General features: G+C 61.1%; 11 protein-coding genes. 2 read left to right on the plus strand and 9 right to left on the minus strand.

The window, feature by feature from the left end; translation table 11 throughout:
- Positions 1–81 precede the first annotated feature (81 nt).
- The 4 genes from CFE50_RS15000 to CFE50_RS15015 form a co-directional block, all read right to left on the minus strand.
- On the minus strand, positions 82–612 hold the full coding sequence (locus tag CFE50_RS15000) for an REP-associated tyrosine transposase (RefSeq protein WP_286734657.1): 531 nt from the start codon (positions 610–612) through the stop codon (positions 82–84).
- A gap of 412 nt (positions 613–1024) precedes the next feature.
- A complete protein-coding gene (locus CFE50_RS15005; RefSeq protein WP_286734660.1) occupies positions 1025–1489 on the minus strand; it encodes a GNAT family N-acetyltransferase in 465 nt (154 codons plus the stop codon).
- Between the two features lie 52 nt (positions 1490–1541).
- Positions 1542–2675 carry a GGDEF domain-containing protein gene (locus CFE50_RS15010; RefSeq protein WP_286734662.1) on the minus strand — a complete coding sequence of 378 codons (1134 nt, stop codon included), beginning with the start codon at positions 2673–2675 and terminating at the stop codon, positions 1542–1544.
- 318 nt (positions 2676–2993) lie between these two features.
- Positions 2994–3434 carry a BRO-N domain-containing protein gene (locus CFE50_RS15015; protein WP_241808772.1) on the minus strand — a complete coding sequence of 147 codons (441 nt, stop codon included), beginning with the start codon at positions 3432–3434 and terminating at the stop codon, positions 2994–2996.
- A gap of 169 nt (positions 3435–3603) precedes the next feature.
- Between CFE50_RS15015 and CFE50_RS15020 the strand changes: the two genes are divergently transcribed.
- On the plus strand, positions 3604–4029 hold the full coding sequence (locus tag CFE50_RS15020) for a transcriptional regulator (RefSeq protein WP_241808771.1): 426 nt from the start codon (positions 3604–3606) through the stop codon (positions 4027–4029).
- A 281-nt stretch (positions 4030–4310) separates the two neighbouring features.
- On the opposite strand, the gene CFE50_RS15025 is transcribed toward CFE50_RS15020, so the two are convergent.
- The 5 genes from CFE50_RS15025 to CFE50_RS15045 all read right to left on the minus strand — a co-directional run bounded on the left by CFE50_RS15025 (position 4311) and on the right by CFE50_RS15045 (position 12776).
- The gene (locus tag CFE50_RS15025) at positions 4311–5354 is read right to left on the minus strand and encodes a hypothetical protein (protein WP_286734665.1); all 1044 of its coding nucleotides are present in this window, start codon (positions 5352–5354) and stop codon (positions 4311–4313) included.
- 148 nt (positions 5355–5502) lie between these two features.
- Positions 5503–6762 carry a hypothetical protein gene (locus CFE50_RS15030; RefSeq protein ID WP_286734666.1) on the minus strand — a complete coding sequence of 420 codons (1260 nt, stop codon included), beginning with the start codon at positions 6760–6762 and terminating at the stop codon, positions 5503–5505.
- 56 nt (positions 6763–6818) lie between these two features.
- On the minus strand, positions 6819–8069 hold the full coding sequence (locus tag CFE50_RS15035) for a ribonucleotide-diphosphate reductase subunit beta (protein WP_286734668.1): 1251 nt from the start codon (positions 8067–8069) through the stop codon (positions 6819–6821).
- A 444-nt stretch (positions 8070–8513) separates the two neighbouring features.
- Positions 8514–11429 carry a ribonucleoside-diphosphate reductase subunit alpha gene (locus CFE50_RS15040; RefSeq protein ID WP_286734670.1) on the minus strand — a complete coding sequence of 972 codons (2916 nt, stop codon included), beginning with the start codon at positions 11427–11429 and terminating at the stop codon, positions 8514–8516.
- A gap of 606 nt (positions 11430–12035) precedes the next feature.
- Positions 12036–12776 (minus strand): 4'-phosphopantetheinyl transferase family protein, encoded by a 741-nt coding sequence (locus CFE50_RS15045; protein ID WP_286734673.1) that lies wholly within the window; start codon positions 12774–12776, stop codon positions 12036–12038.
- 377 nt (positions 12777–13153) lie between these two features.
- Here CFE50_RS15045 and CFE50_RS15050 point away from each other — a divergent pair, with 377 nt between their 5' ends.
- The gene (locus CFE50_RS15050) at positions 13154–14503 is read left to right on the plus strand and encodes a dicarboxylate/amino acid:cation symporter (RefSeq protein ID WP_278896729.1); all 1350 of its coding nucleotides are present in this window, start codon (positions 13154–13156) and stop codon (positions 14501–14503) included.
- Positions 14504–14533: the final 30 nt, after the last annotated feature.

Genomic DNA, 14533 nt, shown 5'->3' on the forward strand with positions numbered 1-14533 from the left:
GCTGGTCGGCTAAAGGCTACCGTAGCGTGGAAAACGGCGCAGCCTTTTCCACTGATGTCGCCAAGTCGTGACCCCGCGTGGCTATTCCCCCCAACGCCCTGTCTCCGCCATAAAGTCTCTACCCCGATCTTGCGGATAGAGCCCCATCCGCACCGCTCGATGAAAACTCGAATAAGGCCAGTCTTCTACCGCGCCAACGTGGCCATGCTTGACCGGATTGAAGTGGATGTAATCCAGATGCCGCTGGTAGTCCCGCTCGTCTCTTATCAGGTGCTCCCAATACCGCCGCTGCCATATCCCGCGTTCACCCCGGGCTCTTTGCGTCGCGGTACGCCCTTCACCTACTGGCAGGCGTTTCGAGAACCCGAACTTGATTACCTTCCAACGCAGCGCGAAATCCACGTCGCCCTCGGGCAGGGTCCAGACGCAATGCAGGTGGTCGGGTAGGGTGACCCAGGCATCGATATGGAAGGGATGGCGCCGTCGTGTCGCCCGCACCGTTTCGCGGAGCAGATCGATATGGCGCGTCAGCAGATCGCTACGCCGATCCGCCAGGACCACGGTGAAAAAATAGGAGGCCCCTGGAGCTCGGGCACGACGAAAACGAGACATGACAGCTCTTCCTTGAGCAGGGGCAGAAACGATAGCTCAACCCCGTAGCGTGGAAAACGGCGACAGCCTTTTCCACTGACCCACCCACGCCTGATCCAAGCCCCCGCGTGTACAAGCTTCGCGTTGTCCACCCTATTGCCCAGGTCCCGTAGCGTGGAAAACGGCGACAGCCTTTTCCACTGATCCACCCACGCCTGATCCAAGCCCCCGCGTGGACAAGCTTCGCGTTGTCCACCCTACCGCCCAACCCCCGTAGCGTGGAAAACGGCGACAGCCTTTTCCACTGATCCACTCACGCTTGACCCGAGCCCCCACGTGGACAAGCTTCGCGTTGTCCACCCTACCGCCCAGGCCCCGTAGCGTGGAAAACGGCGATAGCCTTTTCCACTCCCATCGATTAAATGCCCCCGCATCACGGCACCAGCGTCGCCAACCCCTTCTCCATAAACACACTCAACGGATCATCCCGGTAAGCCCCGAACGGCCCGCGCCGTTCGTAGCCCGCTGCCCCATACAAGGCCAATGCCTCGGGTTGATAAGGACCGGTCTCCAGCATCGCTCTCTTGCATCCTGTCGTGAGCGCCTCAGCCTCCAGGCGAGAAAGCAAACGCCTACCCAATCCCTGACCCCGGCCCGAGGGGCTCACGTACATCCGCTTGATCTCCCCGTAGCTCTCGTTGAGCACCATGGCGGCACAGCCGAACGCTTGGCCGCCTGCGTCACGCGCCACCAGGAACAGCACGTTCGGCTGCAGCAACGAGGCGAGATCCAAGGCATGACGACTCTCGGGCGGATAGAGCCCGTCCTGATAGGCGTCCAGTTCGGCGATCAGGGCGATCACCTCGGGTTGGTCGGGCGATTCGAGGGCGATGGGCATGGCGACTCCGCTCAGATGATGGCGCAAGCCTAAGCGATCGTCCCATCGTCCTTCACCCCTTGCTCACCCGCACCCCATCGCGTCCGCCGCGCTTGGCCTCGTACAGCGCCCGATCACCCTGGGCCAGCAGGTCCGCCAGGCTTCGCGGCGGGTGATCGAACAGCACCGCGCCGATGCTCAGGGTGACCCGCTCGGGGGTGGCGAGGCGCTGGGTCGCCAATAGGCTGAAGCGCTCGCGCAGGCCGTCCGCCAGCGCTATTACCTCTGCTTGGCTCAGGCCGCCCAGCAGCGCCACGAATTCATCGCCACCCAGCCGCGCCGCCAGCGCACGGCGGGGCAGGGTGGCGCGCAGCAACTCGCTCAGGGCGATCAGCAGGCCGTCGCCCGCCGCATGGCCGTACAGGTCGTTAGCCAGCTTGAAGTTGTCCAGATCGATCAGCAGCAGGGCGCCCGGGCGCTCGGGCGTCGTCATGCCGAACAGCCGGGGTGCCTCCGTCTCCAAGGCGCGCCGGTTGTGCAGCCCCGTCAGCGGATCGCTGCCCGCCAGGCGCTCGATACGCTGCTCGCGGCGATAGCGCACCGTGCCGGTCATCGACAGGGCGATCAGCATCACCGCCATCACCCCCTCCACCAGGGAGATCTGGATGATGGCGCCGCGATAGACCGCCAGATCGATCAGGGTGCCGGGGGTGAGCGGCGGAATCATCTTGGTCAGGTAGAAGAGGCCATGGATCAGCAGCACCGAACGCAGCTGCCGTTCTCCGGCATTGCGCCGGCGCAGCAGCAGGCCCGCCCGTATCGCCAGGATGCCGATCAGGAACGACTGCACCACCAGCATCACCTTGGACCACCAAGGCTCGTTGGGCAGCAGCAACAACCCCAGCCAGAGGGCGGCGATGGCCCACCAGCCCAGGCTCAGACGGCGCCCGGTGAAGCGCGCCACGCCGAGCAGAAAGAGGCCATGCACGAAGATCAGCAGCCCATTGGCGAACCAGATGCCCACCAGCAGCAGCCCCTGGCTGCGCAACAGCGCCAGGGTGCTACCCACGCAAATCAGGGCGAAACCCGCGCTCCAGTACAGCAGCGCCGACTCGCGCACCGAGCGCCACTCGATGGCCAGATAGCCAGCCGCTGCCGCCGCCAGGGCGATGGTGATGGTTAGGAGCGTAGGGGCATCGAGGGCCATGGGGAAGGCGGACCTTTACAGTGTGCAGCGAATACCGGAGCCTGCCCTACGTGCCGTCGAGCACGTCGCGGACAAGGAGAAACCTGGCGCAGGCCGCCAGTTTACCGCGGTTGGCCGCCCTGTCTGACGTCCGATAGGCTAAGATGCCCGCGAGCAGCCACCAGGGTTTGGCCGCGAGCGCAGCCGCTGGAACGCTATCGGCCGGACCGGTCTCGTCTTGAGGGTGGGAGCGCGCACGTGCCGTCGCGCGGCGACTCCCGCGCGCCGGGTGATCGATAGCGCCGAGCAAGGTCTCCAGCCACGAGGTGAGCACCTCGCTCAGTACCTCTGGTTGAGGCGCAAGCGAGGTCCGATCACATCCGCGACGTCGGCGAGTTTCACCCAGTACTGGTCACGCCAGCACAGCCGGCTCAGTGGCTGGCCATCGAGCAGCAGCCGGCCTTCGCCGGGCTGCAGGAGGCGACTGAAGAACAGCTTCAGGCAGTCGCGCCTGAGCCAGTCCTCGAACGGCCCGGCGCGCTCGCTGGTGCTGCCGATGAGCAGGCGCAAGGTGTTGGGGAGATCGATCAGCAGGGTGGGTCGTTCGCCAGGACCCTGGTGCACGCCGTCGCGGTTACAGTGGCTGCGCACGGCTTCCAGCGGGTCCGGGTAGTCCAGCAGCTTGGCGACCTCGCGGCAATCGAACCACAGCTGTCCATCGAAGAACTGATAGACCCGCAGGGGACGACCCGCGAAATGCAAAAGATGGGGCGTGGGCATTGCCTGACCTCCGTATCTGGGCGCAGTCGCTGGGAGCTCAGCCACCGAGCGGCCGCTGCCCACCGTAGGACCCTCATGGTCCTCCTACCGCCTGGATGAAATCATGAATTTCAATTTTTATGCAATCGAATGTTCAGTTCAGGCTGGAAGCGGACTTTAACGTCCGCCCATGAACGACAAACTCGACTTCGCCCAGCGCCTGCGCGCCGCCATGCTGGCGGCCGGCTATCCTGACCGGCCCGCGGTGTTGGAGCGCGAGTTCAATTCCCGTTACTGGGGGCGCTCCGTGACCTTCCAGGCGGTCTCCCGCTGGCTGGGTGGCAAGTCCATTCCCGCCCAGGACAAGCTCCAGGTACTCGCCCAGTGGCTGCGGATCGAGCCCCAGATCCTCCGCTATGGCGAACAAGCTCAGTCAGGGGTTCGCGAGTCCCGCGGCAACTGGGAAACCCCCGAGCACTATCCCGAGCGCGACGCCATCGAGGCCTTCCTCAGCCTGCCGGACGAACAGCGCAAGGTCGTACGCGAGGTCATCCTCGCCTTCGTCAAGGCCGGCCCCGGCCAGCCGAGCGCCAAGGGCGGCAAGCGGAAAGAGTGATCAGGCGCCACCGTGCAGCCTCGCTTTCAACGGCAGACTCCCACGACAACTTGCCCGCGCTGTAACGGCACCGGCTAGGCCTCATTAAGAGACTGACGGGAGCGCTCCTCCGTAGCGTGGAAAACGGCGCAGCCTTTTCCACTCACACCGAGTCCGCGTAGACAGGCTGCGCGTTGTCCACCCGACGCCCGCTCAAGCCACTCGCTGGACGTTCTCGCCCGCGCCTGGCCGCGGGCTGAAGCCTCACGCTCACGCCTGCGAAGGCTGGCCCCTGGATTTGTCTAGGGCTTCACCAATGCCCGAATCGCTGATGCCGGCAACCGCGCCGTGCTGCCGTCCGCCAGCCGCAGCACGAAGGCCTCGCCCAGCGACCACACCACCTGCACGTCCTCGAGCACGCACTGGTCATCGGTAGGCAGCACCCTGGCCTGCTCCTTGGCGCAATAGGAGGTATCGATCACGATGGCCCTGGCTTGGTAGTTACCCAGACCCAGCGTCCTGACCATGGTCTCGGGTAGGGTGGTGAGGACACCGCTATAGCCGGCCAGAAAGAGGGCGAAGAACAGCGAAAACATCATCGCCGCCTTCCAGCCAGCGATAAACAGCATGGAGGTCATGGTCGTGACGAAGGCAATGATGAAGGGGGCGATGGCCAGAGCGCCCCACTTGAGCAGCGGCTGCCAATCGCTCACCAGCGGATAGGCCTGGGCCAGCATCCAGACGATGAACAGACCGACGATCATCGTCGACAGGTAAGCCTCCCAGACGAACTTCAGGAAGCTGAAGCGGCGCAAGTCGAATAGCCCCTGAATGGCTATGCCCGCCAGTAGCGTGATGGGGATGGGCGCAAGAAAGGCAACGCTGAGGAACAGCTCAGGATCGACCAAGAGAATGGCCGCATCGCTGAACCCCGCCAGCAGATAGGGCACGAAGAACACCAGCGTCATCAACAGCATGATCTTGCGAAAGCGCCCCTCGCCGCGATAGGGCAAGGCGTAGGTGATGTCTTCCTTGATCGCCGCCGTATTGATGAAGCGGTAATAGACCCAGGCACCTGGCAGAAAGAGTGCGGCAACGAAGGCGCCAATGGTCAGGAAGCCCAGGCAGGCAGCGGCCAACAGCAACGACGAAAACTGGAAGAGATCGAAGCTCGGATAGAAGTGATTACGGGCGAAATAGGCCAGAAACATCCCGAAGCCCAGGGTCGGCGGCAGTACCTTGGCCAACAGCGACGCATGACGCTGCAGGAAGGTGCCGGAGAACTTAAGGATTAAATCGAAGACGGCATCCGTGTCGGTAGCCGGTTGGTCGGTCCAGCGGGGCATGGGCTCGTCCTTGAGTACATTAGCTCTCTGCCGTGTATTGGCGGAATCGGTACGTGAGAGCAGAAGTTAACGCGCAGAACGGCGGTAAGCCTGAGGTCGAAACCATATGGGGAAAAGCTTTACTTTGTCCACTTTGCGCACATCTAGGTTAATTGCTAGTTTTTATTTTTTCCAAAAGCTCTTTTGGAAGCGCCTTGACCAAGCTCTCAATTGCCTTTACCAAGTCAGTCGCCTCAGTCTTTTTTACATGGTCTCGTTCAAGGATGCTTTCGGTAAGTCCAAAAAACTTTTCTTTAAGTATTATTTTTGCAGAATCCCTTTCTGACTCGCTTTTTATGCTGGATAAGTAACCGTCAATTGTTAGCAGTTCTAGTCTGAGTTGTCGGTTAAATTTCTCAAGTTCGTGATGTCTGCGAGCGTTCTGGCTACAGAATCTGATAAAAAAGAGAGTAAAGAAAGCAGCTGACGCCTTCGCTGTCAAAGCAATAAGTGTTTGAGTGTTTAACCCGCTTTCTATAATTGATTGAATGGTTGATGTGATATAGTAGGCTGCAAAAATGAGTCCTACGAACCCAAGGGTCGCTAAGATCTGCCAGAGAACTCTTGTGTTTCTTTCGGAGATATATGCTTTTTGATAGTGGCTTTCTGTTGCTCCTTGAGATATTAAGCCAAGAATTTTTTCAGCGTTTAATTTTATAGCGCTTATTGCTTCAATTTGCTTTTCAGCGGCAGTAACTTTTGGCGATATAATATTTTTTATTTCATTTACTTGGGCGTCTGACGCCTCTGAGAGTTTTAGTTCAAAATCTTGTTTGAGTTTTTCAGAAAGTCGAAGAAAAGACTCTCTCCGATCTTTTAAGAATTCTTCAATATTTAACTGGGACTCGCGTGTTCTTAATTCGATTTGATCGTTCAAGGTCTGCAGGGTTTCTCTTTGGATAGATTCTCTATGTTCTATCTCTTTTTTAAGAGCTATGGAGTCTTCGTAGTTTGTTTTTGATAAGCTGCCTAATTTTTCTATGGTGTAAAATGTCTTTTCAGCTTGCCGAAATATAGAGTTAATTTTATCGTTTGTATTTATGTATCTTCTTTTAAAAAGCTTTTCTATAGTGTCTACAGCTTTCTTTGTAGGGTTTATATATTGAAGGTAGATGTGCTCAAGCTCAACCTTAAGCTCGTCCAGAAGATTTTGAGAGAAATGGTTTCGCCCTCTCACTGTCTCTATTCTTTCAAAAACTCTCCGATATCTTTCTAATACCTCTATTTGCTCGGCTTCATCAAGAAGGTCCAGATGATCCTGTGCTATCTTTTCAGAGGAATCTAGTCTATCTAATACCTGCTGTGGAAAAATATCTGATTTTTTTATGTTAACTATATAAAATATTAATTCTTCTTTATCTATTGCCATTTTGACTTCCCTGTTAAAAAGCCCTGTAAATACAGGGCTTTTGTGCAAAAACTAATTTAATCCCAGCTCAACGCCCCACCGGTCTGATACTCGATCACACGCGTCTCGAAGAAGTTCTTCTCCTTCTTGAGGTCCATGATCTCGCTCATCCAGGGGAAGGGGTTGGTGGCGCCCGGGTATTCTTCCTTGAGGCCGATCTGGGTCAGGCGGCGGTTGGCGATGAACTTGAGGTAGTCCTCCATCATGGCCGCGTTCATGCCCAGCACGCCGCGGGGCATGGTGTCGCGGGCGTATTCGATCTCCAGCTGGGTGCCCTGGAGGATCATCTGGGTGGCTTCGTCCTTCATCTGGGCATCCCACAGCTGCGGGTTCTCGATCTTGATCTGGTTGATCATGTCGATGCCGAAGTTCAGGTGCATGGACTCGTCACGCAGGATGTACTGGAACTGCTCGGCGGTGCCGGTCATCTTGTTGCGGCGACCCATGGACAGGATCTGGGTGAAGCCGCAATAGAAGAAGATGCCTTCCAGCACGCAGTAGTAGGCGATCAGGTTCTTGAGGAACTGGCGATCGGTCTCCGGGGTGCCGGTCTTGAACTCGGGGTCGGAGATGGAGCGGGTGTACTTCAGGCCCCAGCTCGCCTTTTTCGCGACGCTCGGAATCTCGTGGTACATGTTGAAGATCTCGCCTTCATCCATGCCCAGCGACTCGATGCAGTACTGGTAGGCGTGGGTGTGGATCGCCTCTTCGAAGGCCTGGCGCAGGATGTACTGGCGGCACTCGGGGTTGGTGATCAGGCGGTAGACGGCCAGGACCAGGTTGTTGGCGACCAGGGAGTCGGCGGTGGAGAAGAAGCCGAGGTTGCGCTTGACGATGCGGCGCTCGTCCTCGGTGAGGCCGTCCGCGCTCTTCCAGGTCGCGATGTCGGCGTTCATGTTCACTTCCTGGGGCATCCAGTGGTTGGCGCAACCATCCAGATACTTCTGCCAGGCCCAGTCGTACTTGAAGGGTACGAGCTGGTTGAGGTCGGCACGGGCGTTGATCATCTGCTTGTCGCCGACGTGTACGCGGGCGGAGGAGCCTTCCAGGTCGTCCAGGCCTTCCTGGATGTCCAGCTCGTTCAGCGCGGCCTTGGCACGGGCCACGGCGTCGGAGTCGTCGGCGGACAGGGCGCGGGCGTCATGGACCAAGGCGTCGCCCTCGGAATCCAGGCGCTCGGTCTGGGCGGGCGCCTGCTGGCCGGCGTCCTGCGCGGGCTTGGCGGTGGCGGTGTCGTCGTCTTTGTCGAATTCTTCCCAGTTCAGCATGGGGTGTCTCCTGGCGGGCCCTAGCGGGCCGATTTATTGATTCGCGCGTCGTCGCACGCAGAAAGGAATTCTTTGGGCATTGTCTGGCGAGACAGAAAGCCCAAGAGCTCGTCGCTCTTGGGCTGTTTTCTACTTCGGCTTCTTAACCGTTTCTACCGTATGAGTCTTCGGATTATTCCGAGCCTTCTCAACGGTTGTGAAACGGCCACTACCAGCATTACGGCCAATTTTTTGGCCGCCAGACTTATTAGCCATGGCGCATTCTCGCATAGCGTCCCTTGACACCGGTCCGTCCAGATGGGGATCATGCGCCCCTCCTATGGATCTGAATGGATCCAGCCTCCCGTTGAGCGACGCAAGCGCCCGGTGGGAGATCGAGCCCGGATCCAGTTGCAGCTGGATCCGGGCTTTTTTATGCCCGCCAGTTTCTGGCGGGCGCTCACCTTACTGGCAGGCTTCGCACTCGGGATCATCGAGGCTGCAGGCCTTGGGCACCGGAGCCGGTGCCGCGGCAGGCGCCTCCTCGACCTTCTGCGCCGGGGCGGGCGCGGCACTGGCCTGGACGCCGGTGATGGGATCGGCGCTCACGGCGTTCAGCTTGCCGGTGTTGATGGTCGACTTCTCGGTGCTGGTGGCGGCCAGGGCACGGAGGTAGTAGGTGGTCTTCAGACCGCGGAACCAGGCCATGCGGTAGGTCACGTCGAGCTTCTTGCCCGAGGCGCCGGCGATGTACAGGTTCAGCGACTGGGCCTGGTCGATCCACTTCTGGCGACGGCTGGCGGCCTCGACGATCCACTTGGTCTCCACTTCGAAGGCGGTGGCGTACAGGTCCTTCAGATCCTGCGGGATGCGCTCGATCTGCTGCACGGAGCCGTCGTAATACTTGAGGTCGTTGACCATCACCGAATCCCACAGGCCGCGCGCCTTGAGGTCGCGTACCAGATAGGGGTTGATGACGGTGAATTCGCCCGAGAGGTTCGACTTCACATAGAGGTTCTGGTAGGTCGGCTCGATCGACTGGGACACGCCGGTGATGTTGGCGATGGTCGCGGTCGGCGCGATGGCCATGATGTTGGAGTTGCGGATGCCCTTCTTGGCACGCTCGCGCAGCGGGGCCCAGTCCAGGGTCTCGGACAGGTCGACCTCGATGTACTTGGCGCCGCGCTCTTCGATCAGGCGCTTCTCGGAATCGATCGGCAGGATGCCCTGGGACCACAGCGAACCCTGGAAGCTGGAGTAGCTGCCACGCTCTTCGGCCAGGTCACAGGAAGCCTGGATGGCGTAGTAGCTGATCACTTCCATGGAGGTGTCGGCGAACTGCACGGCGGCATCCGAACCGTAGGCGATGTGCTGCAGGTACAGCGCATCCTGGAAGCCCATGATGCCCATGCCGACCGGACGGTGCTTGAGGTTGGAGTTCTCCGCCTGGGGCACCGAGTAGTAGTTGATGTCGATGACGTTGTCGAGCATGCGCACGGCGGTCTTGACGGTGCGGGCGACCTTGGCGGTGTCCAGCTTGCCGTCGACGATGTGGTTCACCAGGTTCACCGAACCCAGGTTGCACACGGCGATCTCGTCCTTGTTGGTGTTCAGGGTGATCTCGGTGCAGAGGTTGGAGCTGTGCACCACGCCCACGTGCTGCTGCGGGCTGCGCAGGTTGCACGGATCCTTGAAGGTCAGCCACGGATGGCCGGTCTCGAACAGCATCGACAGCATCTTGCGCCAGAGGTCCTTGGCCTTGATGGTCTTGTGCAGCTTGAGCTTGCCGTACTCGGTCAGGGCTTCGTAGTACTCGTAGCGTTCTTCGAAGGCCTTGCCGTAGAGGTCGTGCAGATCGGGCACGTCGGCGGGGGAGAACAGGGTCCAGTTGCCGTCCTCGAAGACGCGCTTCATGAACAGGTCGGGGATCCAGTTGGCGGTGTTCATGTCGTGGGTACGACGACGGTCGTCACCGGTGTTCTTGCGCAGCTCGAGGAATTCCTCGATGTCCAGGTGCCAGGTTTCCAGGTAGGCGCAGACCGCGCCCTTGCGCTTGCCGCCCTGGTTGACCGCCACGGCGGTGTCGTTGACCACCTTGAGGAAGGGCACGACGCCCTGGCTCTTGCCGTTGGTGCCCTTGATGTAGGAGCCCAGGGCACGCACCGGGGTCCAGTCGTTGCCCAGGCCGCCGGCGAACTTGGAGAGCATGGCGTTATCGTGGATGGCGCCATAGATGCCGGACAGGTCGTCGGGTACGGTGGTCAGGTAGCAGCTGGACAGCTGCGGACGCAGGGTACCGGCGTTGAACAGGGTCGGGGTGGACGCCATGTAGTCGAAGCTGGCCAGCAGGTTGTAGAACTCGATGGCGCGGGCTTCTTTATCTTTCTCCATGTGCGCCAGGCCCATGGCCACGCGCATGAAGAACAGCTGCGGCAGCTCGAAGCGGGTGCCGTGACTGTGCAGGAAGTAGCGGTCGTACAGGGTCTGCAGACCCAGGTAGGTGAATTGCTGGTCACGCTCGTGATCGATGGCGGCGCCCAGCTTGGCCAGGTCGAAGGTGGCCAGTTTCGGGTCCAGCAGCTCCAGCTCCACGCCCTTGGCGACGTAGGCGGGCAGGGCCTTGGCGTAGAGGTCGGCCATCTCGTGGTGGGTGGCGGACTCGGCGACGCCGAGGAAGCTCAGGCCTTCGGCGCGCAGGCTGTCCAGCAGCAGGCGGGCGGTGACGTAGGAGTAGTTGGGCTCGCGCTCGACCAGGGTGCGGGCGGTCATCACCAGGGCGGTGTTGACGTCCTTCTCGGCCACGCCGTCGTACAGGTTCTTCAGGGTTTCCTTCTGGATCAGCTCGCCGTTCACCTCTTCGAGGCCTTCGCAGGCTTCGCTGATGATGGTGTTCAGGCGGCCCATGTCCAGCGGCTGGGTGGTGCCGTCGGCCTTGGTCACGCGAATGCTCGGGTGCGGCTCGGCGATGTCGCTGGCGGCGCCCTGCTTGCGCTCCTGGCTGCGGGCTTCACGGTAGATCACGTAGCTGCGCGCGACCTTCTGCTCGCCGGCGCGCATCAGGGCCAGTTCGACCTGGTCCTGGATCTCTTCGATGTGGATGGTGCCACCCGAAGGCATGCGACGCTTGAAGGTGCTGCTGACCTGGTCGGTGAGCTGCTTGACGGTGGTGTGGATGCGCGAGGAGGCCGCGGCGGTACCGCCTTCCACGGCGAGGAAAGCCTTGCTGATGGCCACGGTGATCTTGTCGTCGGTGTAGGGGACGACGGTACCGTTGCGCTTGATGACGCGCAGTTGACCGGGGGCGGTGGCGCCCAGGTCCTGGCTGGCATCTTGCGCCGGGCGGCCCTGCTGGGCTTGCTCGCGGGTCAGGTCGGTGTGCATGCGGAACTCCCTTGATCGGAAAGAGGGGATCGTCGGCGCGCCGGCGATCCGGAAGAGTGTCGGCCTGGGCCTGCGCGACGACTGCCTGTCGCGCCATTACCAATGAAGATTCCAACGAAAAGCCGTACCAGCGCCGATTCCCGCAGGAGCCGGCGTTCGGGGTCAGGGACCCTGGAAATTCATAATTCGGGCGACAGGATAAGCCCTCCTCGTTAGGGAAGACAGTCTTGACAGAGGGGTGTTTCGCCGTCCCAGCCCATGCCGACGAACTGCTATATATGGTGGTGCGGGGGTGCAAGGGCCACTAGATGTCGCGTTTGTCACGTTTCCGGCTGTGGATAAGACGTGGATAAGCTGTTCGGGACTGGGGGGTATCCTGGGGGTGGTGCCCGGCCAGTGCGCGTGGAGGCTGGGCTCAGAGCGAAGTGGTCAAATAACGTACAACGCGGCAGGGTCGGCGCGACAAAAGCGTCACGGGATATACCGGTTCGCTATGAGCATTTTCTCCACCATAAGAAAACGTTCGATGGCCACTGCGACGTTCTGCCCCGGCCGGCGTCCGCGCACCGGATCGACCGCACGACTCTTCCTCTATATAGGAGCGCCTCAGTGGCGAGGCGCGATCAGCGTGAGCAACCGCCGTTCTTCGTCCAGGCGGTAGTGACCGCGCAGCGAGGTCCCGGCGGACCAGCGCGGCGATAGCTCGATCAGCAGCCGAATGTCGAAGGTCCCGCCGGGATGGCTGCCAAGGATCTCGGCATCCTGGAAGAAGAACATCTGCCCGACCTGGGGATGCAGCGCCTTGAACAGACTCTCCTTGGCGGAAAACGCCAGGGTGATGGCAAAGGCCTGCTGCGCTTCGTCCAGCGCCTGCACGCTTTCCCGTTCGGCCGGGGTGAGGATCTGGTCGGCCAGACGCAGGGCCTTGGCCGGTTCGAGCAGGGTTTCCACATCCAGGCCGAGACCCAGGTAGTCCCGGGCGCTGCCCACCGCCGCGGCTGCCCAGCCGTGACTGTGGGTGATGGCGCCGACCCAGCCGGCGGGCCAGGCGGGGCCACGGTCCTCGCTACGATGACCGGGTACCGCCGGCGCGCCACTCAGCTGGCGCAGGGCCTCGCGGGCGCAGAGACGCCCGGCCAGGTATTCGGCCTGGCGCTTGGCCACGGCGCGACGGATGTTGTCCGGCGGCAGGGCGCCCAGGCGCAGGGCGTCGCGCTCGAAGCTCACCTGGGCGGGATCGAAGCGGCAGTGCAGCAGGGCCAGGGCGTCGAATCCCTCGGCCAGCGGCGGCAGTGGCGCGGGCGCTGTGCAGCAGCTGGGCAGGTCGGTAGGGGGCAGGGCGGGCATCTCGGCCGGATACTCCTCGAAGGCGGCAACGGATCAGGGCAGGCGCCGCTGGAAAGGCGCGCAAAGGATAGCCGACTACCGACGGCGACTGGCGGAAAACCGCCTCGCACGGTGGGGGATTTCCGCCCCTTTTCGTCGGGTGGCGGGGTTCCGCCCGCCGCTGGCAACTAGACTTTCGACTGAAAGGTGCATGAAAGCTGGCCCTTTGATTGCGCACCAAAAAGTGGAACGGCGATTGCTTATATCCAGCCAGATACTGGTGTCACCGTCGCGCGGCCGCCAGGTCCACAACAAAAAGCTCTCAGGATGAGAGAGCCAACTTCAGTCAGGTGCCCACTCAGACAGGACGTCAGGTAGTGGCCACAAGGGAAAGAGCCATGACAGCAACCGTCGACACAACAACAACTACCACAGCTCCCGCGCCCAAGCGTCCCGTCAAGCAGCCGATCTACAAGAGTCTCTATTTCCAGGTGATCGTGGCGATCGTCCTGGGTGTGCTGCTCGGCCATTTCTACCCCCAGACCGGCGCTGCCATGAAGCCCCTGGGTGACGGTTTCATCAAGCTGATCAAGATGGTCATCGCGCCCATCATCTTCTGCACCGTGGTGACCGGTATCGCCGGCATGCAGAACATGAAGGCCGTGGGCAAGACCGGCGGCATGGCGCTGCTGTACTTCGAGATCTTCTCCACCATCGCGCTGCTGATCGGCCTGATCGTGGTCAACGTCGTCCAGCCGGGCGCCGGCATGAACGTCGACGTCAGCACCCTGGACACCAAGGGCATCGCTGCCTACGCCGCGGCTGGCGAGAAGCAGAGCACCATCGACTTCCTGATGAACATCATCCCGTCGACGGTCGTCAACGCCTTCGCCACCGGTGAGATCCTGCAGGTCCTGTTCTTCGCCGTGCTGTTCGGCTACGCCCTGCATCGCCTGGGCGAGACCGGTCAACTGGTGTTCAACTTCATCGACCGCATCTCCCACGTCTTCTTCAACATCATCAACGTCATCATGAAGCTCGCCCCCATCGGCGCCTTCGGTGCCATGGCGTTCACCATCGGCAAATACGGCGTCGGCACCCTGGTGCAGCTGGGCTACCTGATGGCCTGCTTCTACATCACCTGCCTGCTGTTCGTGCTGGTGGTGCTGGGTGCCGTGGCGCGCATGCACGGCTTCAGCATCCTCAAGTTCATCAAGTACATCCGTGAAGAACTGCTGATCGTGCTGGGTACCTCGTCTTCCGAGTCCGCCCTGCCGCGCATGCTGACCAAGATGCAGAAGCTGGGCGCCGAGAAGTCGGTGGTTGGTCTGGTGATCCCCACCGGCTACTCCTTCAACCTCGACGGCACCTCCATCTACCTGACCATGGCTGCGGTGTTCATCGCCCAGGCCACCAACACCCAGATGGACATCACCCACCAGATCACCCTGCTGCTGGTGCTGCTGATCTCCTCCAAGGGCGCTGCAGGCGTCACCGGTAGCGGCTTCATCGTGCTGGCCGCCACCCTGTCCGCCGTCGGTCACGTACCGGTCGCCGGCCTGGCGCTGATCCTGGGTATCGACCGCTTCATGTCCGAAGCCCGCGCCCTGACCAACCTGGTCGGCAACGGCGTGGCCTCCATCGTGGTCGCCAAGTGGTGCGGCCAGCTGGACGAGCAGACCCTGAAGACCGAACTCGCTCGCGGCCCGAACGCCGTCGAAGTCGAGGAAGCTCGCCAGCCTGCCTGAGCCTGACGCGAGGGCCGCTCCTGGAGCGAT

The sequence above is a fragment of the Pseudomonas sp. PGPPP4 genome (genome assembly GCF_002256045.1).
In the GTDB taxonomy this organism is placed as follows: Bacteria; Pseudomonadota; Gammaproteobacteria; order Pseudomonadales; family Pseudomonadaceae; genus Chryseomonas; species Chryseomonas oryzihabitans.

What these genes read in the sequence shown, in the direction of transcription:
- CFE50_RS15050 (WP_278896729.1), top strand. Translation starts at nt 13,154, where the DNA reads ATGACAGCAACCGTCGACACAACAACAACTACCACAGCTCCCGCGCCC.
- CFE50_RS15000 (WP_286734657.1), bottom strand. Translation starts at nt 612, where the DNA reads ATGTCTCGTTTTCGTCGTGCCCGAGCTCCAGGGGCCTCCTATTTTTTC.
- CFE50_RS15025 (WP_286734665.1), bottom strand. Translation starts at nt 5,354, where the DNA reads ATGCCCCGCTGGACCGACCAACCGGCTACCGACACGGATGCCGTCTTC.
- CFE50_RS15010 (WP_286734662.1), bottom strand. Translation starts at nt 2,675, where the DNA reads ATGGCCCTCGATGCCCCTACGCTCCTAACCATCACCATCGCCCTGGCG.
- CFE50_RS15020 (WP_241808771.1), top strand. Translation starts at nt 3,604, where the DNA reads ATGAACGACAAACTCGACTTCGCCCAGCGCCTGCGCGCCGCCATGCTG.
- CFE50_RS15015 (WP_241808772.1), bottom strand. Translation starts at nt 3,434, where the DNA reads ATGCCCACGCCCCATCTTTTGCATTTCGCGGGTCGTCCCCTGCGGGTC.
- CFE50_RS15005 (WP_286734660.1), bottom strand. Translation starts at nt 1,489, where the DNA reads ATGCCCATCGCCCTCGAATCGCCCGACCAACCCGAGGTGATCGCCCTG.
- CFE50_RS15035 (WP_286734668.1), bottom strand. Translation starts at nt 8,069, where the DNA reads ATGCTGAACTGGGAAGAATTCGACAAAGACGACGACACCGCCACCGCC.
- CFE50_RS15045 (WP_286734673.1), bottom strand. Translation starts at nt 12,776, where the DNA reads ATGCCCGCCCTGCCCCCTACCGACCTGCCCAGCTGCTGCACAGCGCCC.
- CFE50_RS15030 (WP_286734666.1), bottom strand. Translation starts at nt 6,762, where the DNA reads ATGGCAATAGATAAAGAAGAATTAATATTTTATATAGTTAACATAAAA.
- CFE50_RS15040 (WP_286734670.1), bottom strand. Translation starts at nt 11,429, where the DNA reads ATGCACACCGACCTGACCCGCGAGCAAGCCCAGCAGGGCCGCCCGGCG.